The sequence below is a fragment of the Pseudomonas zanjanensis genome (assembly GCF_014268745.2).
GTDB lineage: Bacteria > Pseudomonadota > Gammaproteobacteria > Pseudomonadales > Pseudomonadaceae > Aquipseudomonas > Aquipseudomonas zanjanensis.
This window is the reverse complement of the sequence record NZ_JABWRB020000003.1, coordinates 59117-83237: the sequence shown is the minus strand read 5'-3', so window position 1 is coordinate 83237 and position 24121 is coordinate 59117. Positions and strand designations below refer to the sequence as shown.

Below are 24121 nucleotides of genomic sequence, written 5' to 3'. Positions count from 1 at the left end.
TAAAACCACCGATATCGGGACGCTGCGCCTGTGCTTGCCGTCACGCGCCGATGGATCTGTTTCCATATATTGCACCGTCTTTTTGTCGGAAGTCGCGGTGTTACCCTTCAAAAGCCCCTTGCGAGGGCAATTCCTACAGCGGAAACGGATTTCTCCAGCTCGGCAGTGCGTCATTTGAACAGGGAGCCCCGACATGCATGCCATCAGTTTCATCCAGGATCTGGCGATCATCATGATGGCTGCGGGGCTGGTAACCGTACTCTTTCATCGTTTAAAACAACCGGTGGTACTGGGCTACATCGTGGCCGGCTTCATCATTGGCCCGCACACGCCGCCGTTTGGGTTTATCCACGACGAAGACACGATCAAGACCCTGGCCGAGCTCGGGGTGATCTTCCTGATGTTTTGCCTGGGGCTGGAATTCAGCCTGCGCAAACTGTTCAAGGTCGGCGCCACGGCCTTCATCGCGGCGTTCCTCGAAATCGTGTTGATGATCTGGATCGGCTATGAAATCGGTCGCTGGTTCGAGTGGAGCACCATGGACTCGCTGTTTTTGGGCGCGATCCTGGCCATTTCCTCCACCACCATCATCGTCAAGGCCCTCAACGACCTGAAGATGAAGAACGAGCGCTTCGCGCAGTTGATCTTCGGGGTGTTGATCGTCGAGGACATCCTCGGTATCGGCATCATCGCCTTGCTGTCGAGCATCGCCGTCAGCGGCACCGTGAGCTCCGGCGAGGTGTTTTCCACCGTTGGCAAGTTGTCGCTGTTCATGATCGTCGCGTTGGTCATCGGCATCCTGCTGGTGCCGAGGTTGCTGGCCTACGTGGCGAAGTTCGACAGCAACGAAATGCTGCTGATTACCGTACTGGGCCTGTGTTTCGGCTTCTGCCTGCTGGTGGTGAAGCTGGAATACAGCATGGTGCTTGGGGCGTTCCTGATCGGTGCAATCATGGCCGAGTCCCGGCAGTTGCTGAAGATCGAGCGGTTGGTGGAGCCGGTGCGTGATTTATTTAGCGCGATCTTCTTTGTCGCCATCGGGCTGATGCTCGATCCGGCGATATTGCTGCAATACGCCTGGCCCATTGCGGTGATCACGGGCGCCGTGGTGCTTGGCAAGATGTTGTCCTGCGGCCTCGGTGCCTTTATCGCCGGCAACGATGGACGCACCTCGTTGCGCGTTGGGATGGGGCTTTCGCAGATCGGCGAATTCTCCTTCATCATCGCGTCGTTGGGGATGACCCTGCAGGTCACCAGCGATTTCCTCTACCCGGTAGCGGTCGCCGTCTCGGTGCTGACCACACTGCTGACGCCTTACTTGATCCGGGCCGCCGACCCGCTGTCCGTCAAGTTGGCAACGGCCATGCCGCAACGGCTGACGCGAGTGCTGGGGATGTATGGCGAATGGCTGCGTAGCATCCAGCCCCACGGCGAAGGCGCGATGCTGGCGTCGATGATCCGGCGAATTCTCCTGCAGGTCGGCGTCAACCTGGCGCTGGTCATCGCCATTTTTGTCTCGGGGGGATATTTCGCCGAGCGGATGTCGGCTTACCTGCAAGCCTGGATCAGCGATCCGAGCTGGCAAAAAGCATTGATCTGGGGCGGAGCGTTACTGCTGTCGCTGCCGTTCCTGATCGCCGCTTACCGCAAGCTCAAGGCGCTGTCGATGCTGCTGGCGGAGATGGGCGTGAAGCCGGAGATGGCTGGCCGCCACACCCAGCGCGTGCGCCGGGTGATCGCCGAAGTGATCCCGATTCTCTCGCTGCTGGTGATCTTCCTGCTATTGGCAGCCTTGTCGGCCAGCATCCTGCCGACCAACAAGTTGCTTGTGCTGATTGCCGTGGTGGCGACTGCCGTGGCGGCACTGCTCTGGCGCTGGTTCATCCGCTTGCATACGCGGATGCAGGTGGCCTTGCTTGAAACCCTGGACAACCACAAGGAGTCGTCCGGGCATTGACCGGCAGCGGGGCTCAGCTTTCCAGCCAGACGTCCCGGGCCCAGTGCCAGACCGATTCCCAGGTTTCCTCGGCGATCAGTTCTTCTTCGGCTTGCCACAACACCACCGTGCCGTCCTCTTCGACGCAGTAATAATCATCGCCGTCCTGGCAGATCGGGATCAGGCTGCGGTCGACACCGGCATCCCAGGCATTGGCGGCCACATCCGGCAGGTAGGTGTGGGACTGTGGATCGGTGACGGTTACCGGTTCCAGGCTGCCGTAGACGACGTCGCTGACGGTCAGCAAAAACTCCCTGAAGACGAACGGGATATCGATGAACAGCTGCTCTTCGATCTCTACCAGCAAGTCTTCGTCGGGCAATTCCAGCGGGACCGGTACGGGCTCGTTGGCTTCACGCAATTGTTCGATGATTTCTTCCACGTCCGGGGATCCTCTTTCTCGATGGCGCGGTTTTATATGGAGCGGTTTATACAGTAGCTCGCTATAGATGCAACCGCGAAATAGAAAACCCCGGCCTGAGCCGGGGTTCTTTTATTTCAACATGCAAAAACGGTAAAGGTTCAACCGTTCTGGCGGATACCGGCCACCAGCCAAGGCTGGTCATCGCCCTGGGCACGTTCCATGTTCCAGCTTTCGCTGAACGCTTCGCCCTTGTCGAAGCGAGAATCCTTCGACACACCGCTGAAGGTCAGGGTGGCAATGGTCTTGTCGGCGCGATCGTCGACGCCGTCCAGTTGCACGTTCAGATTGTCGATGTAGGTGGACTGGAAGCCATCGCCCAGTTCGGCCCGCTCGCGCTTGAGGAACTCCAGCAGCTGCGGGGTCACGAACTCGGAGATCTTGTCCATTTCGTTCGCGTCCCAATGTTGCTGCAGGGACATGAAATGGTTGCGCGCGGCTTCGACGAAGCGGCCTTCGTTGAACCAGGCTGGCGCATTGATGACCGGACGGACGGCCACAGGCGCTGCCGAACCACCGAAGATCGAACCGCTGGCAGGCTGCTGGTTGAACACTTCACGCTGCATCGGCGCGTGGCCAGCTGGAGCGAGTTGCTCCTGCTGCTTGCGACGACGAGCGGCAATGAAGCGGAAGACCAGGAAGGCGATGACCGCCATGATCAGGATGTCGAAGATCTGCATGCCCTGGAAGCCGTCACCCATGAACATGGAGGCGAGCAGGCCACCGGCAGCGATGCCGGCCAGGGGGCCGAGCCAGCGCGACGCGCCGCTGGCCTTGGTGGCAGCGCCCGCGGCACCGGCCGCGCCTGCGGTGGCAGCGGTAGAGCCGGCGGCAGAAGACGGCGCCATCTGGCTGGTCTGGTGAGTCGGGGCTGCTCCCGAACTTTTACCACCGCCAAAGCGCTTGGCGGCATTGGCGTCGATGGCCATCGTCAGGCCGATGCACAACGCCATGGCGATGCTAAGAAAACGTTTCATATAAAGGCATTCCCATTTGTGGATAGCACGCGCGCCATGTTGCACAGCTGAACTGTTGCTGGCTAGCGGGAGAGTGTTTCGGGCTTTTGCGTGACAGCTTAGGTTCAGCTTCGGCTGTGCAAGAAGGCTTGTTCGCTTTGGGCTGTAGGAAAGGGGAACAAGTTCTATCGGAAACTACAATGTGGGTGGGGGTTTTATACCTGTGGGAGCAAGGCTTGCCCGCGAAGCGGTGGCCCATTCGACATAGATGTGTCAGACCGATCGCTATCGCGGGCAAGCCTTGCTCCCACAGGAGGCACAGAGGGTGCTTCCTGTGGGTCTTTAGATCGCTTCGAGCTTGGCATACCCCAGCATCAGCCACTTGCTGCCTTCGCTGAAATTCACCTGCACCCGGGCCTGGGCGCCGGCGCCTTCGAAGTTGAGGATAACGCCGTCGCCGAATACCGAATGCCGCACGGTCTGGCCGAGGCTGAAGCCGGTTTCCGGGATATCGCTGCCGCCAAACAAGCTGCTGGTGCTTTGTTGCTGGCCGCCGCCGAACGGTCGGCTGACACTGTTGGACAGCCGCACTTCCTGGATCAAGCCCTTCGGCACTTCACGTACGAAGCGCGACACTTTGTTGTAGGTCTCGCTGCCATACAAGCGTCGGGTTTCGGCGTAGGTCATGACCAGGTTCTGCATGGCGCGGGTGATACCGACATAGGCCAGGCGTCGTTCCTCTTCCAGGCGTCCCGGCTCTTCCAGGCTCATCTTGTGAGGGAACAGGCCTTCTTCCATGCCCACGAGAAACACGTAGGGGAATTCCAGGCCCTTGGCGCTGTGCAGGGTCATCAGCTGGACGCTGTCTTCATGTTCGTCGGCCTGGGTGTCGCCGGCCTCCAGCGAGGCGTGACCGAGGAAGGCCGACAGGGGCGACAGGTCTGCGTCTTCTTCGGTGTTCTCGAAGTTGCGCGCGGCGCTGACCAGTTCCTCGAGGTTTTCCACCCGGGCCTGGCCTTTCTCGCCTTTTTCCGCTTCGTGGTAGGCGATCAGGCCGGACTGCTCGATGACGGTCTGGGTCATCAAGTGCAGGGGCATTTCCCCACACTTGGCGGCCAGGTCTTCGATCAGGTCCATGAAGGCCTTCAGGGCACCGGCGGCGCGACCGGTCACGCCTTTGTTGGTGACCAGCTGGCGCATGGCTTCCCACATGGACACATGGCTGTGGCGCGCGTGATCGCGAATCGCCTCGACGGTTTTCTCGCCAATGCCCCGCGTAGGCACGTTGATGACCCGCTCCAGGGCCGCGTCGTTGCCCCGACCTTCGATCAGGCGCAGATAGGCCATGGCGTTCTTGATTTCCGCACGTTCGAAGAAGCGCTGGCCACCATAGATGCGGTAAGGGATCCGTTCGCGCAGCAAGGCCTCTTCCAGCACTCGCGACTGGGCGTTGGAACGGTACAGGATGGCAATGTCGCTACGGGCCAGGCCGGTTTTCAGCGCGCTCTCGATGGTTTCCACCACGTAGCGGGCCTCATCGTGTTCGTTGAAGGCGGCGTAGAGGTTGATCGCTTCGCCTTCGCCGCCATCAGTCCACAGTTCCTTGCCCAAGCGCCCGGTGTTGTTGGCGATCAGGGCGTTGGCGGCTTTGAGGATGCCGGCGGTGGAGCGGTAGTTCTGTTCCAGGCGGATGACTTCGGCGTCGGGAAAGTCCGCCGAGTACTGGTGAATGTTCTCGATCTTGGCGCCGCGCCAGCCGTAGATCGACTGATCGTCGTCACCCACCACCATCAGGCTGTCGCCGCCCTTGGCGAGCAGGCGCAACCAGGCGTATTGCACGGCGTTGGTGTCCTGGAACTCGTCCACCAGTACATGCCGGAAGCGCTTTTGGTAGTGAGCCAGCAGGCCCGGGTGGTCGCGCCACAGGTCCAGGGCCCGCAGCAGCAGCTCGGAAAAGTCGATCACCCCGGCACGCTGGCACGCCGCCTCGTAGGCTTCGTAGATGCTGCGCATGGTTGCCAGGAACAGGTCGCCGCTGGCCTGGATATGCTGCGGGCGCAGGCCTTCGTCTTTCTGGCCGTTGATGAACCATTGGGCCTGGCGGGCCGGCCAGCGTTGTTCGTCCAGGCCCAGCTCGCGGATCACCCGCTTGACCAGGCGTTGCTGGTCGTCGCTGTCCAGGATCTGGAAGGTCTGGCTCAGCCCGGCCTCCTGCCAATGCGCCCGCAACAAGCGGTGCGCCAGGCCGTGGAAGGTGCCGACCCACATGCCGGCGGGGTTGATGCCCATCAGTTGTTCGATGCGATGGCGCATCTCCGCCGCGGCCTTGTTGGTGAATGTCACCGACAGGATCGAATGGGGCGAGGCGTTCTCGACCTGGATCAACCAGGCGATACGGTGCACCAGCACTCGGGTTTTACCGGAGCCGGCACCGGCCAGGACCAACTGACGACCCACGGAGGCGGCTACGGCCTGGCGTTGGGCATCGTTGAGGGAGTTCAGCAGAAGGGAGAGATCATCGCGCATCGGAGCATTCTAGGGTGCGGCGTCACCCCGGGCAAACCGAGCTTTGCATCGGCCGATAAAAGACCGTTTGGTGATGACCGGCGAGTCACGGGCTACAGGCGTTGGCAGGACTCGCTCGGGAGGGGCGCCATCCAATGAAATAGCGACTTTTTTCAATGTTTTTATGAGCTGGGGCAGTGTGGGATGGCCCATGGCTTGTGTATGCTCGGCGCTTGTTTCGGGTTCTCCACGCTCCTCTCTATAAGAACAAGAACAGTGCCAATGACCCTCAATTCCGATCCGGCGGGCCCCTGTGTGGAACCGCGGGTCATCTGCAAGCAGTACGCCACGGAGATGGCGGTCGAGCGCACACGTCTGCTGTATCAGGGCTCACTGCTTCCTACATTGTTCATGCTGCTCAACGGTCTGGTCTGCGCCGCACTGTTATGGGAGCCGCGGCGCTATTTCCTGGTCAGCGTCTGGCTCGTCTGGTTGTTGTCACTGGTGGCGTTGCGGGTGATCCAGGTGGCGGCTTTCGATTCGGCAATGCCAAGCCGCCAGGCCCACCCGATCTGGTTGCGTATGTTTTTGCTGGGCTCGGCGATGACCGGCCTCACGCTGGCTGGTGCTGGCATCGCGTTGGTCCCGGCCGACAGCTTCCAGCAGCAGGCCTGGGTGTTCGGCCTGATTGGCGCGGCCGCGTTGTCGGCCAGCGTGGCCTATGCCGTGAGTCTTCCGGCGTTCCTGTCCTTTGCCTTGCCCTGCCTGTTGCCGGCCATCGGCTATCTCTTCTGGGGTGGCGATGAGCAGCAGCGGGGGTGGGGCTGGCTCGGGCTGATTGTGTTGGTTTCCTTGAGCGTGGTGGCTTGGCAAGTCAATCGCCTGATTCAGAATGGCATGTTGCGCCGTTTCCAGAACCAAGCGTTGATCGAGCATCTGCAGCAAACCCAAACCCGCGGTGCGATGCTCAACGAGGCGCTGGGCCGGGAGGTTGAGCAACGGCGCTCGGCCGAGGAAAAATTGCGGGCGGCCCAAGTGGGCCTGGAGGCGCGGGTCGCGCAGCGCAGCCTTGAGTTGGAGGCCGCCAGCCAGGCCCTGAGCAAAAGCGAGGCGCGCCTGGCCCTGGCCCTCAAGGCCAGTGAGCTGGGGTTGTGGGATTGGAACCTGCAGACTGACGAAGTCCATCACACCCAGCTCAAGGAGTTGTTCGGCCTGGAGCCCGAATACGTCACGGCGATGCTCAGCCATCTCACTCCGCGCCTGCACCCCCAAGACCTGCCGGCGCTCAAGCGGGCCCTGGTTGAACACCTCAAGGGTCGCAGCGAGGATTACCAGATCGAATACCGGGTGCGGCACGGCGATGGCCATTGGGTCTGGATCGAAGACCGTGGCCGGGCCGTGGAGCGCAGCGCCAGCGGACGGGTGCTGCGCATGGTCGGGACTCGGCGCGACATCAGCGCGAGCAAGGAACTCGAGCAGCAACGGCAGCTGGCGGCCACGGTGTTCGAGGCCGCCAGCGAAGGGATTGTGATTTTCGACCCCAACTATGTGCTGCTCGCGGCCAATCAAGCGTTCACGCGAGTCACCGGTTTCAATATCGATGACATGCTCGGGCGCAACGTCGTCAACCTGCCGTGCAGTCGCGACGCGCGCCGGCACTACCCCATCATTCGCCAAGCGCTCAAACAGCATGGCACCTGGCAGGGTGAGCTGGTGGAGGCGCGGGCCAACGGCGAGTTGTACCCGCAATGGCTGCAACTGAACGTCGTGCGCAATGCTCGGGGAAATATCAGCCATATCGTGGGCTTTTTCGCCGATCTTTCGGCGCGCCGCGAATCCGAAGAGCGCATGCGCTACCTGACCCATTACGACGAGCTGACCGGGCTGGCGAATCGCTCCCTGTTCCGCGAGCGCCTGAACGAAGCTCATCAGCGGGTGCGCCAGGGTGGACGGCGTAGCCTGGCGTTGCTGCATATCAACCTGGACCGTTTCAAACTGCTCAACGATAGCCTCGGCCATGACATCGCCGACCAGTTGTTGCAGAAAATGGCGCGGCGCTTGATCAATGCACTGCCCGAGGCCGACACCATTGCCCGGTTATCCGGCGATGAGTTTGCGGTGTTGTTCGATGCCTACGGCAGCCTTTCCAGCCTGGCGCGGGTGGCGACCCGGCTGGCCGCCAAGCTGCGCGTGCCGCTGACCATCGAAGGTCATGAATTGGTGCTCAGTGCCTCCATCGGCATCAGCTTGTTGCCAGACAACACGCGAGAAATTGCCACGCTGGTCAGCCAGGCGAACATGGCCATGCAGCACGCCAAGCATCTGGGGGGCAACAACTTCCAGTTCTACACCGAGAGTCTCCAGGCCAGCACGCTGGAGCGCCTGCAACTGGAAAATCAACTGCGCAAGGCCTTGGAAGAGCAACAACTGAAGGTCTTTTATCAGCCCAAATTGTGCCTGGCCACCGGTCGCCTGAACGCCGCCGAGGCGCTGGTGCGTTGGGATCATCCGGCCATGGGCCGAGTCCCGCCGGGGGATTTCATCGGCTTGGCTGAAGAGACCGGGCTGATCGGACCGATTGGCGAGTTCGTGTTGCGCCAAGCCTGTTGGCAGGCGTGCGAATGGCAGCGCCAAGGGCTTGAGCCGATCAGGGTGTCGGTCAACCTGTCGGTGCATCAGTTGCGCCAGGGCAAGCTGGTCAGCCTGGTGCGACAAGTGCTGGAGGAAACCGGCCTGGCGCCCCAGTACCTGGAGCTGGAGTTGACCGAGAGCCAGTTGCTCGACAGCGTTGAACACATCATCGCCACGTTCCAGCAATTGCGCGACCTTGGGGTCAAGCTGGCGATCGATGATTTTGGCACCGGCTACTCATCCTTGAGCTACCTCAAGCGTATCCCGGTGGACTACGTGAAGATCGACCAAGCGTTCATTCGGGGACTGGGCGAGGGCAGCGTGGACACCGCCATTACCCGGGCAATCATTGCAATGGCCCATGGCTTGTCGCTCAAGGTAGTGGCTGAAGGCGTTGAGCGCCAGGAGCAGCTTGAGTTCCTCAGGAACGAAGGTTGCGATGAGGTTCAAGGGTATCTGATCAGCCGGCCGGTGGAAGCCGAGGGGTTGGCCAAGTTGTTGCGGATGGAACACTTGGCTAAGTGAACTGATCGCCGATTGAAACTTCCCGTCTGACGACGAATGCGTCGGGCGGGAAGTTGTTTGTGGCCGAGTGCTTAGTGGGTGATTAGAATTTCATCAATGTGGTGCAGCAACTTTCCTTCGAAAAAAATACTGACACTGGTGACGTTGGATTCGCCCAGCTCTTTGTATTCGACAACCTTGTCTGTGAGCACTTGTAGCGAAACCCCGGCGGAGTTTTGAAGTGTCAACTCCAATCGTAGATCAAAAGATTTGTCCTGTTTGGCACTCCGGACCAGCGTCGGGATAACGCCGGAATTTGCTACGGTTACGGTGCCAAAGGTGCGGAAAGATGCAGCGCCTGGCATACGATCGATTTGTGCTGTCCAATCTTTAGTTGTGATTTTCATAGTGGTAATTCCTTTAGTTAAAGTTGATTGCTTCCTGCGGGAGCCAATATAACGGCTTTGACTTGATGGTGTTAGCTAAGTGGCAGTTGGTATTGTAAGGAGAAATGAACTTTCAATGGCCTACTTGGTTTTGGCTTGAGAGCTACCGCCTAGGGTTGTAGGGATTATATAATGTTGGGAACTGCAAGTTGTTGAGTGTTTGGCTCATTGGAAATAGACGCTATTGCCCACGTTGGAAGCTCTGGCCGGGTCGGGAAGTCAGGCGATCGACAGCGCAGAGGCTTTGCGCTACGGCCCAGACTGCTACATCGGGCAATCCTCGGCCAAAACAAAGGGGCAGCGAGGTAATCCAGTTACGTTTTGGACGGGCAAAGCGCCAATTCTTGTAGTATAACTACAAGCTTGCTACATCCCGGCATCTGCCCATAACAAGAGTCCAGCCCCTTGAACCTGTTGCAACACATCGCCCAGTCACGCCACTTGCTGCGCAAGTCGGAGCTGAAAGTCGCCGATCACGTACTGCTTGATCCAGCGGCCGTGATGCATAGCTCCATGGCCGATCTTGCCCACAGCGTCGGCATCAGTGAACCGACCATCGTGCGCTTCTGCCGGGCCATCGGTTGCTCGGGCTTCCAGGACCTGAAACTCAAGCTGGCGCAAAGCCTGGCCGCCGGCGCGAGCTTCGGTCAGTTTGCGATCCATGAAGATGATTCAGTAGCGGACTACAGCCTGAAAATCTTCGACACGACCCTGCATACGTTGATGGAGGTTCGCGAGAAGCTCGACCCGGTGGCGTTGCAAAAAGCCGTCACGGCCATGTCCCAGGCCCAGCGTGTCGAGTTTTATGGCTTCGGCGCCTCGGGCGCGGTGGCCGCCGATGCCCAGCACAAGTTCTTCCGGTTGCTGCTGACGGCAGCGGCCTATTCCGACCCGCACATGCAGGCCATGTCGGCAGTGACCTTGAAACCCACCGATGTGGCGATCTGCATTTCCCAGTCGGGGCGTTCCAAGGACCTGCTGATCACCGCGAACCTGGTGCGCGAAAGCGGTGCCTCGTTGATCACCTTGTGCCCGAGCCAGACGCCTCTGGCAGAGCTTTCCACGGTGAACCTGGCCATCGACGTGCATGAAGACACTGAGATCTACACGCCGCTAACCTCGCGCATCGCCCATCTGGTGGTGATCGACGTACTGGCGATGGGCGTCGCCATGGCTCGTGGCCCGAGCTTGGTCAACCACCTCAAGAGCGTGAAGCGCAGCCTTCGCAGCCTGAGGCTGTCGCCCAAGTCGGTGAAGGCGCTGGACGACTGAATCCCAAGCCCTGAGGTCGAGGGGCTTTTGTGGCGAGGGAGCTTGCTCCCGCTGGGCTGCGAAGCAGCCCCCAACGATTTTCCCAGATACACCGCATTGGCTGGTTTGCGACTGCTGCGCAGCCGAGCGGGAGCAAGCTCCCTCGCCACAGGGGATCATTTCCCCTGAATTCATCGTTCTGTAACGCACGCGCCGCCAAATCGTCATCCCTCACCGTCATCGTAAAGCTCCCGTATACGTCTTGGGAGTCTCGACATGACCCAGTCCTACGAAGAACGCAGCGCCGTCAAAACCCGTCGTCAGCAGGAAGACCAGCGCCGCATGGCGTTCCGTCGTGCCATCGAAGACCGCTATGAACAGCGTCAGCTTCTGGCCGAGATCAGCGAGTTTCCTGACGCGGTAGAGTTCAATTACTGGCAGGCAGCGCCGGCGGCTTCCCGTCGAAACGCTCAACCAGGCCGATGATCTGAGCGCGCTCGCCGCGAACGAAGGCCAGGAAGGCATGGGCCACCGGTGACAGGCGCTTGGCCCTGGCCTGCACCAGGCACCAACTGCGGTACAGCGGCAATTCCTCCACCGGCAGCTCGATGAGTGCGCCGGACGACAATTCCCGGCTCACGGCGTGGCGTGTCAACAGCGCCACGCCCAGCCCGGCTACTACGCATTCGCGCTGGGCCTCCGCCGACGCCACTTCCAGCGTCTGGGTGAAGTGCACTCGTTTCTCCTTGAAATATTCCTCACAGGCCAGTCGCGTGCCGGACCCCGGCTCGCGCAACAGCAGCGTGTAGGGCTCCAGGTCCTGCAAGCGCAGCGGACCCAGGTGGCACAGCGGATGGTCGGGCGGCGCCACGGCGACGATCGGATTGTTGAGAAAGGGCAGGAATTCCAGGCCCATGTCCTGGGGCACCATGGACATGATCACCAAGTCGTCGCGGTTGTCCGAGAGCCGGCGGATGACCTGGCCGCGATTGACCACCGTGAGGTTGAGGTTGACCTCCGGATGCTGGCGCTTGAATGCGGCGAATAGATGCGGGACGAAGTACTTGGCGCTGGACTCCACCGCCAGCTTCAGTTGGCCTTGCAGCGAACCCTGCATGTCCGAGAGCTGCATATCGAGGTTTTCCAGGCGCCCGAAGATGTCGCGGCTGGCACGTTGCAGGGCTTCGGCGGCTTCGGTCATGTAGAGTTTTTTGCCGACGTATTCGAATAACGGCTGGCCAATCAGCTCTTCCAGAGATCGAATCTGTAGGCTAACGGCCGGTTGTGTGAGAGACATTTCGTCGGCTGCACGGCTGTAGGACCTCAGGTCGCACACCTCGTTAAAAATCTGCAATTGACGCAATGTCATACGCATCAACGACTTACGCATCTTTTAAGTACTCTGGTGTGGGGCGGACAGCTCAACTATAAGTCTTTGCTTATGCATGACCCAATAATTATTCATTTTTGTTAATCCACAGCCAGGACTAGTGTGGAGCTGCGACCAATTGTTACATCTGGTCACGCGTCGGCCTGGATCCCAGGCCGTGGTATCACCGGCTCAAGGGAACCTCCAATTGATAACAAAGATCCTGATCGCCAACCGTGGTGAGATTGCCGTCCGCATCGTGCGCGCTTGCGCCGAGATGGGCATTCGCTCGGTCGCGGTCTACTCCGACGCGGACCGTCATGCGTTGCATGTCAAGCGTGCGGACGAGGCCCACAGCATCGGCGCCGATCCGCTGGCCGGCTACCTCAACCCACGCAAACTGGTGAACCTGGCGGTGGAAACCGGCTGTGATGCCTTGCACCCCGGCTACGGTTTCCTTTCGGAAAATGCCGAGCTGGCAGACATCTGCGCTGAGCGCGGCATCAAATTCATTGGCCCTTCGGCGGAAGTCATTCGCCGCATGGGTGACAAGACCGAAGCGCGTCGCAGCATGATCAAGGCCGGTGTGCCGGTCACGCCGGGTACCGAAGGCAACGTGGCGGGCATCGAAGAGGCCCTGACCGAAGGTGATCGGATCGGTTACCCGGTGATGCTCAAGGCCACCTCTGGTGGCGGCGGTCGCGGTATCCGTCGTTGCAACAGCCGTGAAGAACTCGAACAGGCCTTCCCGCGGGTGATTTCCGAAGCCACCAAGGCGTTCGGTTCGGCGGAAGTGTTCCTGGAAAAATGCATCGTCAATCCCAAGCACATCGAAGCGCAGATCCTGGGCGACAGTTTCGGCAACGTGGTGCACCTGTTCGAACGCGATTGCTCGATCCAGCGCCGTAACCAGAAGCTGATCGAAATCGCCCCGAGCCCGCAACTGACCCCCGAGCAGCGCGCCTACATCGGCGACCTGTCGGTGCGCGCGGCCAAGGCCGTGGGCTACGAGAACGCCGGCACCGTGGAGTTTTTGCTCGCCGAAGGCGAGGTGTACTTCATGGAGATGAACACCCGGGTGCAGGTGGAACACACCATCACCGAAGAAATCACCGGTATCGACATTGTTCGCGAACAGATCCGCATCGCCTCCGGGCTGCCGTTGTCGGTCAAGCAGGAAGACATCCAGCACCGGGGTTTTGCGTTGCAGTTCCGCATCAACGCCGAGGATCCGAAAAACAACTTCCTGCCCAGCTTCGGCAAGATCACCCGCTACTACGCCCCGGGTGGCCCGGGTGTGCGCACCGACACGGCGATCTACACCGGCTACACCATTCCGCCGTTCTACGATTCGATGTGCCTGAAACTGGTGGTTTGGGCGTTGACTTGGGAAGAAGCGATGGACCGTGGCCTGCGAGCCCTGGATGACATGCGCCTGCAGGGGGTCAAGACCACCGCCGCGTATTACCAGGAAATCCTGCGCAATCCGGAATTCCGCAGCGGCCAGTTCAACACCAGCTTCGTTGAAAGCCACCCTGAACTGACCAACTACTCGATCAAGCGCAAACCCGAAGAGCTGGCCTTGGCCATCGCCGCCGCCATTGCCGCCCACGCAGGCCTGTAAGGAATCATGAAAATGTCCAAGAAGATCCACGTTACCGACACAATCCTGCGCGACGCTCACCAATCGCTGCTCGCCACCCGCATGCGCACCGAAGACATGCTGCCGATCTGCGACAAGCTCGACAAGGTCGGCTATTGGTCGCTGGAAGTCTGGGGCGGCGCAACCTTCGACGCCTGCGTGCGCTTCCTGAAGGAAGATCCATGGGAGCGTCTGCGTCAACTGCGCGCGGCGCTGCCCAACACCCGCCTGCAAATGCTCCTGCGCGGCCAGAACCTGCTGGGCTATCGCCATTACAGCGATGACGTGGTCAAGGCATTCGTCGCCAAGGCCGCCGTCAACGGCATCGATGTGTTCCGTATTTTCGATGCGATGAACGACGTGCGTAACCTGCGGGTCGCCATCGAAGCGGTGAAAGCTGCCGGCAAGCACGCCCAGGGCACCATCGCCTACACCACCAGCCCGGTGCACACCATCGACGCGTTCGTGGCCCAGGCCAAGCAGATGGAAGCCATGGGGTGCGACTCGGTGGCGATCAAGGACATGGCCGGCCTGCTGACCCCGTATGCCACTGGCGAGCTGGTGAAAGCGCTGAAGAGCGAGCAATCGTTGCCGGTGTTCATCCACTCCCACGACACCGCCGGCCTGGCCGCGATGTGCCAACTCAAGGCCATCGAAAACGGTGCCGATCACATTGACACCGCGATCTCCAGCTTCGCCTGGGGCACCAGCCATCCGGGCACCGAGTCGATGGTTGCGGCCCTTAAAGGCAGTGAATTCGACACCGGGCTGGACCTGGAGCTGTTGCAGGAAATCGGCCTGTATTTCTACGCCGTGCGCAAGAAGTACCACCAGTTCGAAAGCGAGTTCACCGCGGTGGACACTCGCGTCCAGGTCAACCAGGTGCCGGGGGGGATGATTTCCAACCTCGCCAACCAGCTGAAAGAGCAGGGCGCGCTGAACCGGATGAACGAAGTGCTGGCGGAAATCCCGCGAGTACGCGAAGACCTCGGCTTCCCACCGCTGGTGACCCCGACCTCGCAGATCGTTGGCACCCAGGCGTTCTTCAACGTATTGGCCGGTGAGCGCTACAAGACCATCACCAACGAAGTGAAGCTCTATCTGCAGGGCGGCTACGGCAAGGCGCCGGGCTCGGTGAGTGAGAAGCTGCGTCGCCAGGCCATCGGCAGCGAAGAGGTGATCGACGTGCGTCCGGCCGATCTGCTCAAGCCGGAAATGACCAAGCTGCGCGGCGAAATCGGTGCACTGGCCAAGTCCGAAGAGGACGTGCTGACCTATGCCATGTTCCCGGACATCGGTCGCAAGTTCCTCGAGGAACGCGAAGCCGGCACCCTGACCCCGGAAGTGCTGCTGCCCATTCCTGAGGCAGGTAGCGTGAGCTCCGCGGGCGGTGAAGGTGTGCCGACCGAGTTCGTCATCGACGTGCACGGCGAAACCTACCGCGTCGACATCACCGGTGTGGGCGTCAAGGCCGAAGGCAAGCGTCACTTCTACTTGTCCATCGATGGCATGCCCGAAGAGGTCGTGTTCGAACCGCTCAATGAATTCGTCGGCGGCGGCAGCAGCAAGCGCAAGCAAGCCACTGCGCCAGGCCATGTCAGCACCACCATGCCGGGCAACATCGTCGATGTCCTGGTCAAGGAGGGCGACGTGGTGAAGGCCGGCCAAGCGGTGCTGATCACCGAAGCCATGAAGATGGAAACCGAAGTCCAGGCGGCCATCGCCGGCAAGGTCACCGCCATTCATGTGGCCAAGGGCGACCGGGTCAACCCGGGCGAGATCCTGATCGAAATCGAAGGCTGATTCCAACGGCCTCGATGCATTGTTTTACCTCGGGGGAGCAGGTGCTCCCCTTTTTTTTCGCCCGTCAGAACATCATCCGCCATTGGCCGGTCAACGCGCCGTTGCGGTTGTCCTGGCCGGTTTCACCGCTGTAATTCAGTCCCAGGGTATGACGTGGCGATACGGCCAAATCTAGCCCTGCCTGCCAGAGCAAGCTGTCACGGTCCAGTTCGATGCCTTTGACGGTATAGATGCCACTTCCACTAGCCATACGCTGATGTGAGGTGCCCCTTACGTCGCCATACAGGTGCTTCCAGCTGACATCCAGTCGCGGCGTCAACCGCATGCCTCGGTCGAAAACCAAAGGGCGGGCGAGGCGCAGGCCGAGGTCGCTGCTGTAGTGTTCCTGTGCCTGGCCGTTGTACTGCAACGCGGCGTCCCCACCTTTTTCGGTATAGGCATCGCGTTGATAGCGCTGGTAACCCACTTGGACATAGGGTTCGATATCGAAATGTCCAACATCCAGGTTGTAGCCGACTTGCCCAAAGACCTGTTGTGTCGTGGCGTCGTAGCGACCCTTGAGACGATCCCTGAAACCGTTGAAGGCAACGTGGCGCTTGGTGCTGCCGTCATGACTGCCATAGACAGCGCCCAGGCGCAGCGCCAGCGGCCCGTCCTGGCGCAAGGCGTAAGCGCCGGCGAGCCAACTGTCCAGGGCCCCGTCGAACTGATAACTGTCCATCCGCGTCTGGGTCTTGCTGCCGATGATGCCCAGCCGCCAATCGGGGCTGACAGCCCAGTCGGTTCCCAGCATCAGGCCCTTGGTCGAATGCTTGAGAGCAAAATCGCCCCATTCCTTGGCGAGGCTGCCGCTGTTGCCGATGGCTTGGACCCAGACTTGGCCGTTGTCGTACCCATCCGCCGGACTTCTCCGGCTCATGGCCGAGAGCATTCCGGTGCCGATTGGCGCGATGCTGCTCAAGGTGGCATTGCCCAGATCGGCGGTGTCATAACCGCCCAGTTGGTCGATGGCATCGGCGGCGGTGGTCAGGTTGGTGCCAAGCAGGGCGTTGATGGCGGCGTTGGGTTTGGGCACAGGTTGGGTGGCCGACGATTGAGCCGCAGGGGTTGGCGCGGCAATGGCAGTTTTTGGTGATTCGGTGAGTTTTGACGTTGGGCGGGTGGTTTGCGGCTCGTCGGCCGGGGATGGTACTGGCGCTGAAGTGCCGCTAGGTACTGGCGGCGATGGTTCGGCTGACTGTGGCTTCGGAATAGCGCCTACAAATTCTTGACCGTTGGGATTTGCCGTGACGTTCTCAAGGGGCACTTCGTTGCGAGCGAGGACCAGTTCCACTTGTTTCTCCGTGGTGTAGTCCGGTGTAGCCGTCATGAAAGCGAGTTCATTGATGACCTTTCCAAACTTCCCATCGATCTTGTCCGCCTTGATCACGACGTGCTTGCCGGCTTCGGTGGATTCGCCCGATACAGCGATGATCTTCAGCGTCGCATTGCCCAAGGTAGCGGTGCCGCCAACGTTGATCGTGGCGCTGCCTTTCTCTGCATCGATTCCATAAACCAACGTCGCGCTCTTGGATAATTTGAAATCGTTGATAACCGAAGGGGCTCCCGTTACAGGATTGACTTCCATCAGGCCGGCCACATCCAGCGCGTCGACCGTCCCGCCACCGCTGAACGTGCCATTTTTTCCCACGAACACAGGCCCGGCCACCATGCCTTGGTTCACGAGTTCGCCAAGAATGTGCATCGCTCCGTGGATGTCACCGGTGTTGATCAATTTGGCGTTCGAATCAATCAGGCTGCGGCTGTCGAAGGCCTTGCTGTTTGACCATTCGCCTCGCTTTAAATACAGGTCCGGGAAATTGCGTATTTCACCTAACTCGCCTCCCTTGGCGATATCCAGTTGCAAGACGTTGGCGCCACCGCCGCCGTCGGTGAGCCCGATGAGTTCGCCTTGCCTGGTGACAAGCACCAGATCGTTACTGGCGTCCTTCGACAAAGGGACTTCTTGGATTTTGATGACTCTCTGGGTATGGGTATCCGGCGCAGCCGCGAACACCTTGAGACGAGCCTGCATCTCGCCGGTTGTTTCGAAGGAATGGGTTTCCCCGGCAACTGATTGAGCCATCGAAACATCGGCACAACCAAGCGCCAAGGCGATTGCCAGCGCAAGATGTTGGGGCAGGTATGTGTGTTGGGTAGGCATCGAATGTGACCTCTGATGAAAGAGGTCGCACTTTAAAAATTTCACCCTGTGCGGCGATGCCAGCCATCTCCTCGCCGTGGGAAAGATTCGACGGATGAAATGTGTAGGCTGCTTGTGCTGCGATCAGCGTGTTGGTTCGTCGGCTTTCATGGTTCGAGGCTTTGCCTTACAGCCCGCACGGACCTTTCTATTTACCCAGTATTTGACGGGGCAATCACTGCCGGCGGATGTCTTGCTTAAACCGTTGGGATGAAGACTTGAGGTTATCCGGCAGCCCCCAATCGCAAGCGCAGTTGATCAACTGCTCGATACAGATTGGGCTCGCAATGGTAGGCTTCCGGCCGATAAAAATTGAGCTCTGTAAACCCATTCTGTGTTTCGCGTAGGATGGTTCCGAGATACAGAAATTCAGCGTTTTATCGTCAGGGCCTCGCCTATAGTTCTCTCGTCATCGACAAAACGGTGATCGATCTTAGCCGGTCGAACAAGAGTGCACGAGCGCCCCCAATGGCGGCGCTTTTTGCTGCCTGTTTTTTTAGATTTATGGCGGCTGTGCGGGGGACATCTTCGGGTGTGCCGGATTCTCTTGTCCGGTCGGCTAACCCGCGTACAGCTGCCACCCTCATTCGTTTAGCCGCGAACGGTGGTAGCTCCCAACTCAAGAGAGCAACCCGATGATCAAGTACCATCCCCTTCAAGCCAATACCAGCGTCGGCGCCACACTGTTTATCGATACAGAAGCTGGTGCCTCCGATCTTTTGGAAACGGCTTCGCATCGAATCAAAGCCGCTCGAGACTTGCTCAACAGCGTTTCCTGTCTATGCCTGAAAAACGCTGAGGGTTATGACCTGGAGCATTTCGCCAACGCCGCGCATCTGTTGTTGCAGGATGGTTGCGATGCGCTGGAAGTGTTGGGGTGGAGCATCGATGGGTGTGATCTCCACGCTTCACCTGCTAGCGATTCGGCTGCACCTCAGGCGGATTTTCCTGCTTAGCCGTTGAGCTGGGTGGGATTTTGGGGGCGGGGTGTATATCCGTTTCTGCGGTAACGGCCACTTAGGGTTCCGCCCTGACGGCGGCTCACTTTTGAGAAGCGCAAAAGTAAGCAAAACGCTTCTGCCCCACCACTCGGTGCCTCGCCTAGGCTCGGCATGCCCGCACTCCGGCATTGCTCCGTGGGCCGCCGCGAAGGGCCATCCATGGCCCAGAGTGTGTAAAAACTCCGAAGCCAACCCTTGCTATGATTTCCCCAGGACTTCATTGCAAGGGCTGCCCATGAAACGCTTCATCCAAGGTGAACACCGAGATCAAACTACCTTGCTCCCCGAGAGCTTGGACGACTACGTCAGCGATACCAATCCGGTGCGCGTTGTCGATGTCTTCGTGGATGAGCTCGACCTGATCAACTTGGGTTTTGAAAGCGCTGTCCCCGCTAAAACAGGCCGACCGGCTTATCATCCTGCAGTCATGCTGAAGATCTACATCTACGGCTATCTCAACCGTATCCAGTCAAGCCGGCGCCTTGAGCGCGAGGCGCAGCGCAACGTCGAGCTGATGTGGCTGACCGGTCGCCTGATGCCGGATTTCAAGACCATCGCCAACTTCCGCAAAGACAATGGGAAGGCCATTCGAGGAGTCTGTCGGCAGTTCGTCGTGTTGTGTCAACAACTGGGGCTCTTCTCGGAACACTTCGTTGCCATCGATGGCAGTAAATTCAAGGCGGTGAACAACCGCGACCGCAATTTTACCAGCGCCAAGCTGAAGCGTCGGATGGAAGACATCGAGTCAAGCATCGCCCGTTATCTGAAGGCCCTGGATGAGGCTGATCGGGAAGAGCCCAAGTCTTCAGGGCCCAAAGGCGGCCTGGAAGAAAAAATTGCCAAATTAAAGGAACAGATGAAGGCGCTCCAGGCGATTGAAATACAGCTTGAAGCATCGCCGGACAAACAGATCTCGCTGACCGACCCGGACGCGCGCTCGATGATGATGACGAGCGGTCATGGCATCGTGGGCTACAACGTGCAGACAGCAGTCGATACCAAACACCATTTAATCGTCGCGCACGAGGTGACCAATGTCGGTCACGACCGTGATCAGCTTAGCTCGATGGCCCAGCAAGCCCGTGAGGCGATGCAAATCGAATCGTTGTCGGTGGTGGCGGACCGAGGGTATTACAAAAGCGGAGAAATCCTGGCCTGTCACGAGGCAGGAATCACAGCTTATGTGCCGAAAACGCTGAGCTCGCGGGCCAAATTTGATGGCCGCTTCGGCAATGACGAGTTTGTTTACGACGCGGAAAAAAATGTGTACGTCTGCCCCGCCAAGCAAGTGCTGATCTGGCGCAACTTTTACGTCGACAAGGGCAAGAAGCTGGACGTTTACTGGCACTCCAACTGCAGAGCCTGCCCAACAAAGGCGCAATGCACACCGGCCAGAGAGAGAAAGATTCGGCGCTGGGAACACGAGGCGGTACTGGAGGAAATGCAGGCCCGCCTGAACAATGAGCCGCAGATGATGAACATCCGCAAGAGAACGGTCGAGCACCCCTTCGGGACGCTGAAGCAATGGATGGGGGCGACTCATTTTCTGACGCGACGGCTGGCTGGGGTGAGCACCGAAATGAGCTTGAATGTGCTCGCTTACAATTGGAAAAGAGTGATGGAAATCCTAGGTGCGCAAGGTCTGATGAAGGCGCTGACGGCCTGAAAGCCTGCGGTTTTGCCCCGTTAATCAAGCCTACTGAGCCTTGCTAGCGCTTGTAGGGGCCGTTTGGAGGTACAGGAACGCTTTAGGTTTTTATCAGTTGGCCAACACCTGTCGGCACGACGTGCCGACGATGTTTTTATCGGTTTTTACACACTCTGGGCCCAGCGCGGCTACCTCGGCATCCATGCCGAGGTGCCCACTGCGCAATGCCTGCGTGCGGCCAGCGTGGTTAATGGGGCGCCCGAGATCAACGTCCACCCCGAGGCGGCCTGATAGCCGACCTGGCTCTTGGTGAGACCGCGTATCTCCTGTGGGAGCGGGCTTGCTCGCGAAGGCGGTGTCACAGTCGATGAAGATGTTGGATGGGCCGGCCTCTTCGCGAGCAAGCCCCACAGGAGGTCTGTGTTGGATATGAATTTTGTGTCCACTGAAGATTGAATGTGGGAGCGAGCCTGCTCGCGATGGCGGTGGTTCAGTTACATGGATGTTGGGCTTACTGGCCTCATCGCGAGCAAGCTTTGCTCCCACAGATCTGATGGGTGTACGACCGGGAGAGCCAGGTCGGCTACTAGGCCGCCTCGTGGTGGACGTTGATCTCGGCGCCCCGTTAACCACGCTGGCCGAACGCAGGCATTGTGGAGTGGGCATCCCGGCATGGATGCCGGGATAGCCGCGCTGGGCCATGGATGGCCCTTCGCGGCGGGCCCACGGAGCAATGCCGGAGTGAGGGCACACCGAGCCTAGGCGAGGTGCCAAGTGGTGGGGCATGAGCGCTTTGGTTACTTTCGACTGGGCCGGCTTCCGGGCTTTTCGAAAGTGACTCGCCGTCAGGGCGAAACCCTAAGTGGCCGTTACCACAGCAATGGATATACCCACCAACCTTAAAACCCCGACTCAACGATTATTCAGATAAGCCTTCCCATAATGCCGCTCCATCCGCGCCTGAATCAGCTCCAACGCAATGGACATCAACCAGTAAATAATCGCCGCCGTCGTCAGCATCTCGATATACCGATAACTGGAACGACCATAAGACTGCGCCAAAAACATCACCTCCCAAACCCCCATCACCGAGATCAGCGAGGAATCCTTGAGCATGGAGATGAATTGATTGGTGGTCGGCGGGATGATGGTGCGCATGGCCTGGGGCAGGGTGACGCGCCAGAAGATCACGGTTTCGCTCAGGCCCAGGGCGAGGGAAGCTTCGCGTTGGCCGTTGGGGACGCCAAGGATGCCGGCGCGGAAGATTTCGCTCAGGTAGGCGCCGTAGTTAAGCGACAGCGCGATGATCCCTGCGGCGATGGCGCCGGGGACCACGCCCAGTTGCGGCAGGCCCAGGTAGATCAGCAGGATCTGGATCAGCAACGGCGTGCCGCGAAAGAACGATGCGTAGAAACTGGCGATGCCGAACGCCACTGCACTGCTGGACAGCCGCGCCAGGGCGGTGATGAAGCCCAGCAATGACGACGCGACGATCGAGCACAGGCACAGGAACAACGTCAGCACCGCGCCTTGCAAAAAGCCATTGGGCGCCAGGTGCACACCCAGCAGGTTTGGCAGTTTGTCGAGGATGATCGAGAACTTCAGGTCGAAGCTCAGGAAGAAACTCGCGAACAGCACCAGCATGACCGCCCAGGTCAGATACAACCGTGTGCGGAAACCGAAGATTTTTTGCAGGCGTGATTCAGCCACCGGTGGCGGTGGCTGAGGCGGTGGAAAAGAAGTCATTGGGTGATGTCGGCGCCGATCCATTTCTGCGAGAGTCTGCTCAAGGTGCCGTCCTGTTTCAACTGGGCAAAGACTTCACGCACCTTGCTGTCCCATTGGGCGTCGCCCTTTTCAATGGCCACCGAGTTCGGTTCGGAATACAGCGCTTCGCCGGCCAGCTTGAAGCGCTTGTCTTCGGTCAGGCGCGGCTGTGCGGTCACCAGGTTGGTCAGCACCGCGTCCAGGCGCACCCCGGCGCCCAGGCCCAGGTCCTGGAAGGCCACGTTGTCGGTATCGTACGGGGCGATCTGCACGTCCTCGAACGGATAGCTCAGTTGGGTGTCCTCGGCGCCTTCGATCACCAGGTTCTTGTTCAGGTAGCTCTCGTAGCTGGAGGCGCTGGTCAGGCCGACCTTCTTGCCGCTCAGGTCTTTGGCGCCATGGATACGGTCGTCCTTGGCGTTGACTACGATCACCGCTGGCGAAGCGTAGTATTGCACCGGGAAATTGAACACTTCGGCGCGTGCCTTGCTCGGCGTCATGGAGCAGATGCAGATGTCATAGCGACCGCTCCAGTGGCCGGCCGCGATCACGTCCCAGGAGGGGGTTTCCAGGCGCAGCTTTACGCCCAGCTTCTGCGCCACGGCCTTGGCGACGTCCACGTCAAAACCGTCGAGCTGGTTCTGATCGTTAAGGAACGAGAAGGGCGGATAACTTTCCATCAGCACGCCGACCAGTTCTTTTTTCTGTTCGATGCGATCCAGCGTGGCACCGGCAAGCGCTTGCGAAGAGGCGGCCAGCAGCGTCAGGCCCAGGGCCAGCAATGGTTGTAGTTTCATGTGAAGGCCCTGATTAGAGAAATAAGTTGTAGTTCGCTGAATGGTGCGTATTAAATAGTTATAAGAACAACTCCGGTAGTGAGTATTTTTCATAAGCTTATGAGTGAATCGCATATGGGCTCAGCAACGACAGTCATTCTCGATGGCGGCATGGGCCGCGAACTGCAACGCCGGGGTGCGCCGTTCCGACAGCCCGAGTGGTCGGCCCTGGCCTTGAGCGAAGCGCCGCAGGCGGTAGAGGCTGTGCACGCGGCCTACATTGCCAGCGGCGCCAACGTAATCACCAGTAACAGCTATGCCGTGGTGCCGTTTCATATTGGCGAGGCGCGTTTCGCCGAAGAAGGCCAGGCCCTGGCCGCGCTGGCGGGTGAGTTGGCCCGGCGTGCAGTGGAGGCTTCAGGCAAAACAGTGCGCGTGGCCGGGTCGCTGCCGCCGCTGTTCGGTTCCTATCGGCCGGATCTGTTCGACGCCTCCCGCGCCAGTGAACTGCTGGCGCCCCTGGTGAACGGCCTGTCGCCCCACGTCGATTTGTGGCTGGCCGAGACCCAAAGCTCCACGGTCGAAGCACGGGCGATTCATGCCGGGTTGCCGAAGGACGGCAAGCCTTTCTGGCTATCGTTTACCCTGAAAGACGAAGACACTGATGAAGTGCCACGCTTGCGATCCGGCGAACCGGTGGCGGACGCGGCGGCGGTCGCGGCGGAGCTGGGCGTCGAGGTGCTGCTGTTCAACTGCAGCCAACCGGAAGTGATCGGCGCGGCCATCGATGCGGCGCGGGATACCTTCGAGCGCCTGGGGGTGACGATCGACATCGGCGCCTACGCCAACGCCTTCCCGCCGCAACCGAAGGAAGCGACAGCCAACGACGGACTGGACCCGCTGCGCGAAGACCTCGACCCACCGGGTTATCTGCAATGGGCAGCGGATTGGCGCAAGCGCGGGGCCAGTCACCTGGGTGGCTGCTGCGGAATCGGGCCGGAGCATATCGAGGTCTTGGCGCAGCGACTGGGCTGAGTCGGTTGGCGTCTGGTGGGCAAGCAAGCCCACCCCCACAAGGGCGCCTAAAGAAGCCTTACATATGAGCTTACGATCACTTCGAAAATCGTAGCGCCTCGCTATACATATGTATGTCATTTCCGATT

General features: G+C 59.8%; 17 protein-coding genes. 9 read left to right on the top strand and 8 right to left on the bottom strand.

All coding sequences use genetic code 11. The features are described from left to right. Positions 1 to 193 precede the first annotated feature (193 nt). Positions 194 to 1957: a cation:proton antiporter gene (locus HU715_RS20145; protein WP_186710868.1), complete on the top strand. Its 1764-nt coding sequence runs from the start codon at positions 194 to 196 to the stop codon at positions 1955 to 1957. 13 nt (positions 1958 to 1970) lie between these two features. Here the strand turns inward: HU715_RS20145 and HU715_RS20140 are convergent, their stop codons facing one another. From HU715_RS20140 to uvrD, 3 genes are all read right to left on the bottom strand, one after another. After that, positions 1971 to 2378 (bottom strand): SMI1/KNR4 family protein, encoded by a 408-nt coding sequence (locus HU715_RS20140; RefSeq protein WP_003187120.1) that lies wholly within the window; start codon positions 2376 to 2378, stop codon positions 1971 to 1973. 140 nt (positions 2379 to 2518) lie between these two features. Beyond that, positions 2519 to 3394 carry a Tim44 domain-containing protein gene (locus tag HU715_RS20135; RefSeq protein WP_186710870.1) on the bottom strand — a complete coding sequence of 292 codons (876 nt, stop codon included), beginning with the start codon at positions 3392 to 3394 and terminating at the stop codon, positions 2519 to 2521. 321 nt (positions 3395 to 3715) lie between these two features. After that, positions 3716 to 5899 carry a DNA helicase II gene (uvrD, locus tag HU715_RS20130; protein ID WP_186710753.1) on the bottom strand — a complete coding sequence of 728 codons (2184 nt, stop codon included), beginning with the start codon at positions 5897 to 5899 and terminating at the stop codon, positions 3716 to 3718. A gap of 261 nt (positions 5900 to 6160) precedes the next feature. On the opposite strand from uvrD, the gene HU715_RS20125 reads away from it, so the two are divergent. Next, entirely contained in the window at positions 6161 to 9034 is a 2874-nt protein-coding gene (locus tag HU715_RS20125) for an EAL domain-containing protein (protein WP_186710754.1), read from the top strand. A gap of 71 nt (positions 9035 to 9105) precedes the next feature. On the opposite strand, the gene HU715_RS20120 is transcribed toward HU715_RS20125, so the two are convergent. Further along, complete coding sequence (locus HU715_RS20120) at positions 9106 to 9420, bottom strand: hypothetical protein (protein ID WP_186710756.1); 315 nt, start codon at positions 9418 to 9420, stop codon at positions 9106 to 9108. Between the two features lie 444 nt (positions 9421 to 9864). Here HU715_RS20120 and hexR point away from each other — a divergent pair, with 444 nt between their 5' ends. Together hexR and HU715_RS20110 are read left to right on the top strand one after the other, a co-directional pair. Beyond that, positions 9865 to 10731: a transcriptional regulator HexR gene (gene hexR, locus HU715_RS20115; RefSeq protein WP_003187110.1), complete on the top strand. Its 867-nt coding sequence runs from the start codon at positions 9865 to 9867 to the stop codon at positions 10729 to 10731. A gap of 255 nt (positions 10732 to 10986) precedes the next feature. Then, positions 10987 to 11196, top strand: coding sequence for a PA3496 family putative envelope integrity protein (locus tag HU715_RS20110; RefSeq protein WP_186710758.1), 210 nt, complete (start codon positions 10987 to 10989; stop codon positions 11194 to 11196). Here the strand turns inward: HU715_RS20110 and HU715_RS20105 are convergent. Continuing rightward, positions 11138 to 12100 carry a LysR family transcriptional regulator gene (locus HU715_RS20105; protein WP_053126704.1) on the bottom strand — a complete coding sequence of 321 codons (963 nt, stop codon included), beginning with the start codon at positions 12098 to 12100 and terminating at the stop codon, positions 11138 to 11140. The two genes, HU715_RS20110 and HU715_RS20105, sit on opposite strands and share 59 nt — an antisense overlap. 187 nt (positions 12101 to 12287) lie before the next feature. Between HU715_RS20105 and HU715_RS20100 the strand changes: the two genes are divergently transcribed. After that, complete coding sequence (locus tag HU715_RS20100; protein ID WP_003187105.1) at positions 12288 to 13703, top strand: acetyl-CoA carboxylase biotin carboxylase subunit; 1416 nt, start codon at positions 12288 to 12290, stop codon at positions 13701 to 13703. Between the two features lie 12 nt (positions 13704 to 13715). Further along, positions 13716 to 15524, top strand: a complete 1809-nt coding sequence (gene oadA, locus HU715_RS20095; protein ID WP_186710765.1) for a sodium-extruding oxaloacetate decarboxylase subunit alpha — start codon at positions 13716 to 13718, stop codon at positions 15522 to 15524. A gap of 64 nt (positions 15525 to 15588) precedes the next feature. Here oadA and HU715_RS20090 read toward each other — a convergent pair whose 3' ends face one another. After that, positions 15589 to 17727: an autotransporter outer membrane beta-barrel domain-containing protein gene (locus HU715_RS20090; RefSeq protein ID WP_186710775.1), complete on the bottom strand. Its 2139-nt coding sequence runs from the start codon at positions 17725 to 17727 to the stop codon at positions 15589 to 15591. A 674-nt stretch (positions 17728 to 18401) separates the two neighbouring features. Between HU715_RS20090 and HU715_RS20085 the strand changes: the two genes are divergently transcribed. Beyond that, a complete protein-coding gene (locus tag HU715_RS20085; RefSeq protein WP_186710768.1) occupies positions 18402 to 18722 on the top strand; it encodes a hypothetical protein in 321 nt (106 codons plus the stop codon). 280 nt (positions 18723 to 19002) lie between these two features. After that, on the top strand, positions 19003 to 20433 hold the full coding sequence (locus HU715_RS20080) for an IS1182 family transposase (RefSeq protein WP_217884348.1): 1431 nt from the start codon (positions 19003 to 19005) through the stop codon (positions 20431 to 20433). Positions 20434 to 21327: 894 nt separating this feature from the next. Here HU715_RS20080 and HU715_RS20075 read toward each other — a convergent pair. Both HU715_RS20075 and HU715_RS20070 read right to left on the bottom strand, forming a co-directional pair. Beyond that, complete coding sequence (locus HU715_RS20075) at positions 21328 to 22161, bottom strand: amino acid ABC transporter permease (protein WP_186709614.1); 834 nt, start codon at positions 22159 to 22161, stop codon at positions 21328 to 21330. Next, positions 22158 to 22979 (bottom strand): ABC transporter substrate-binding protein, encoded by an 822-nt coding sequence (locus tag HU715_RS20070; RefSeq protein ID WP_186709612.1) that lies wholly within the window; start codon positions 22977 to 22979, stop codon positions 22158 to 22160. Before HU715_RS20070 ends, HU715_RS20075 begins: the two co-directional genes overlap by 4 nt. A 114-nt stretch (positions 22980 to 23093) precedes the next feature. Between HU715_RS20070 and HU715_RS20065 the strand changes: the two genes are divergently transcribed. Then, a complete protein-coding gene (locus tag HU715_RS20065; protein ID WP_186709609.1) occupies positions 23094 to 23993 on the top strand; it encodes a homocysteine S-methyltransferase family protein in 900 nt (299 codons plus the stop codon). The last annotated feature ends 128 nt before the right edge of the window (positions 23994 to 24121 follow it).

Coding starts and splice junctions, on each gene's coding strand:
- HU715_RS20110 (WP_186710758.1), top strand. CDS start 10,987: ATGACCCAGTCCTACGAAGAACGCAGCGCCGTCAAAACCCGTCGTCAG.
- HU715_RS20105 (WP_053126704.1), bottom strand. CDS start 12,100: ATGCGTAAGTCGTTGATGCGTATGACATTGCGTCAATTGCAGATTTTT.
- HU715_RS20070 (WP_186709612.1), bottom strand. CDS start 22,979: ATGAAACTACAACCATTGCTGGCCCTGGGCCTGACGCTGCTGGCCGCC.
- HU715_RS20075 (WP_186709614.1), bottom strand. CDS start 22,161: ATGACTTCTTTTCCACCGCCTCAGCCACCGCCACCGGTGGCTGAATCA.
- HU715_RS20065 (WP_186709609.1), top strand. CDS start 23,094: ATGGGCTCAGCAACGACAGTCATTCTCGATGGCGGCATGGGCCGCGAA.
- HU715_RS20145 (WP_186710868.1), top strand. CDS start 194: ATGCATGCCATCAGTTTCATCCAGGATCTGGCGATCATCATGATGGCT.
- HU715_RS20090 (WP_186710775.1), bottom strand. CDS start 17,727: ATGCCTACCCAACACACATACCTGCCCCAACATCTTGCGCTGGCAATC.
- HU715_RS20085 (WP_186710768.1), top strand. CDS start 18,402: ATGATCAAGTACCATCCCCTTCAAGCCAATACCAGCGTCGGCGCCACA.
- oadA (WP_186710765.1), top strand. CDS start 13,716: ATGTCCAAGAAGATCCACGTTACCGACACAATCCTGCGCGACGCTCAC.
- HU715_RS20125 (WP_186710754.1), top strand. CDS start 6,161: ATGACCCTCAATTCCGATCCGGCGGGCCCCTGTGTGGAACCGCGGGTC.
- HU715_RS20080 (WP_217884348.1), top strand. CDS start 19,003: ATGAAACGCTTCATCCAAGGTGAACACCGAGATCAAACTACCTTGCTC.
- uvrD (WP_186710753.1), bottom strand. CDS start 5,899: ATGCGCGATGATCTCTCCCTTCTGCTGAACTCCCTCAACGATGCCCAA.
- HU715_RS20120 (WP_186710756.1), bottom strand. CDS start 9,420: ATGAAAATCACAACTAAAGATTGGACAGCACAAATCGATCGTATGCCA.
- HU715_RS20135 (WP_186710870.1), bottom strand. CDS start 3,394: ATGAAACGTTTTCTTAGCATCGCCATGGCGTTGTGCATCGGCCTGACG.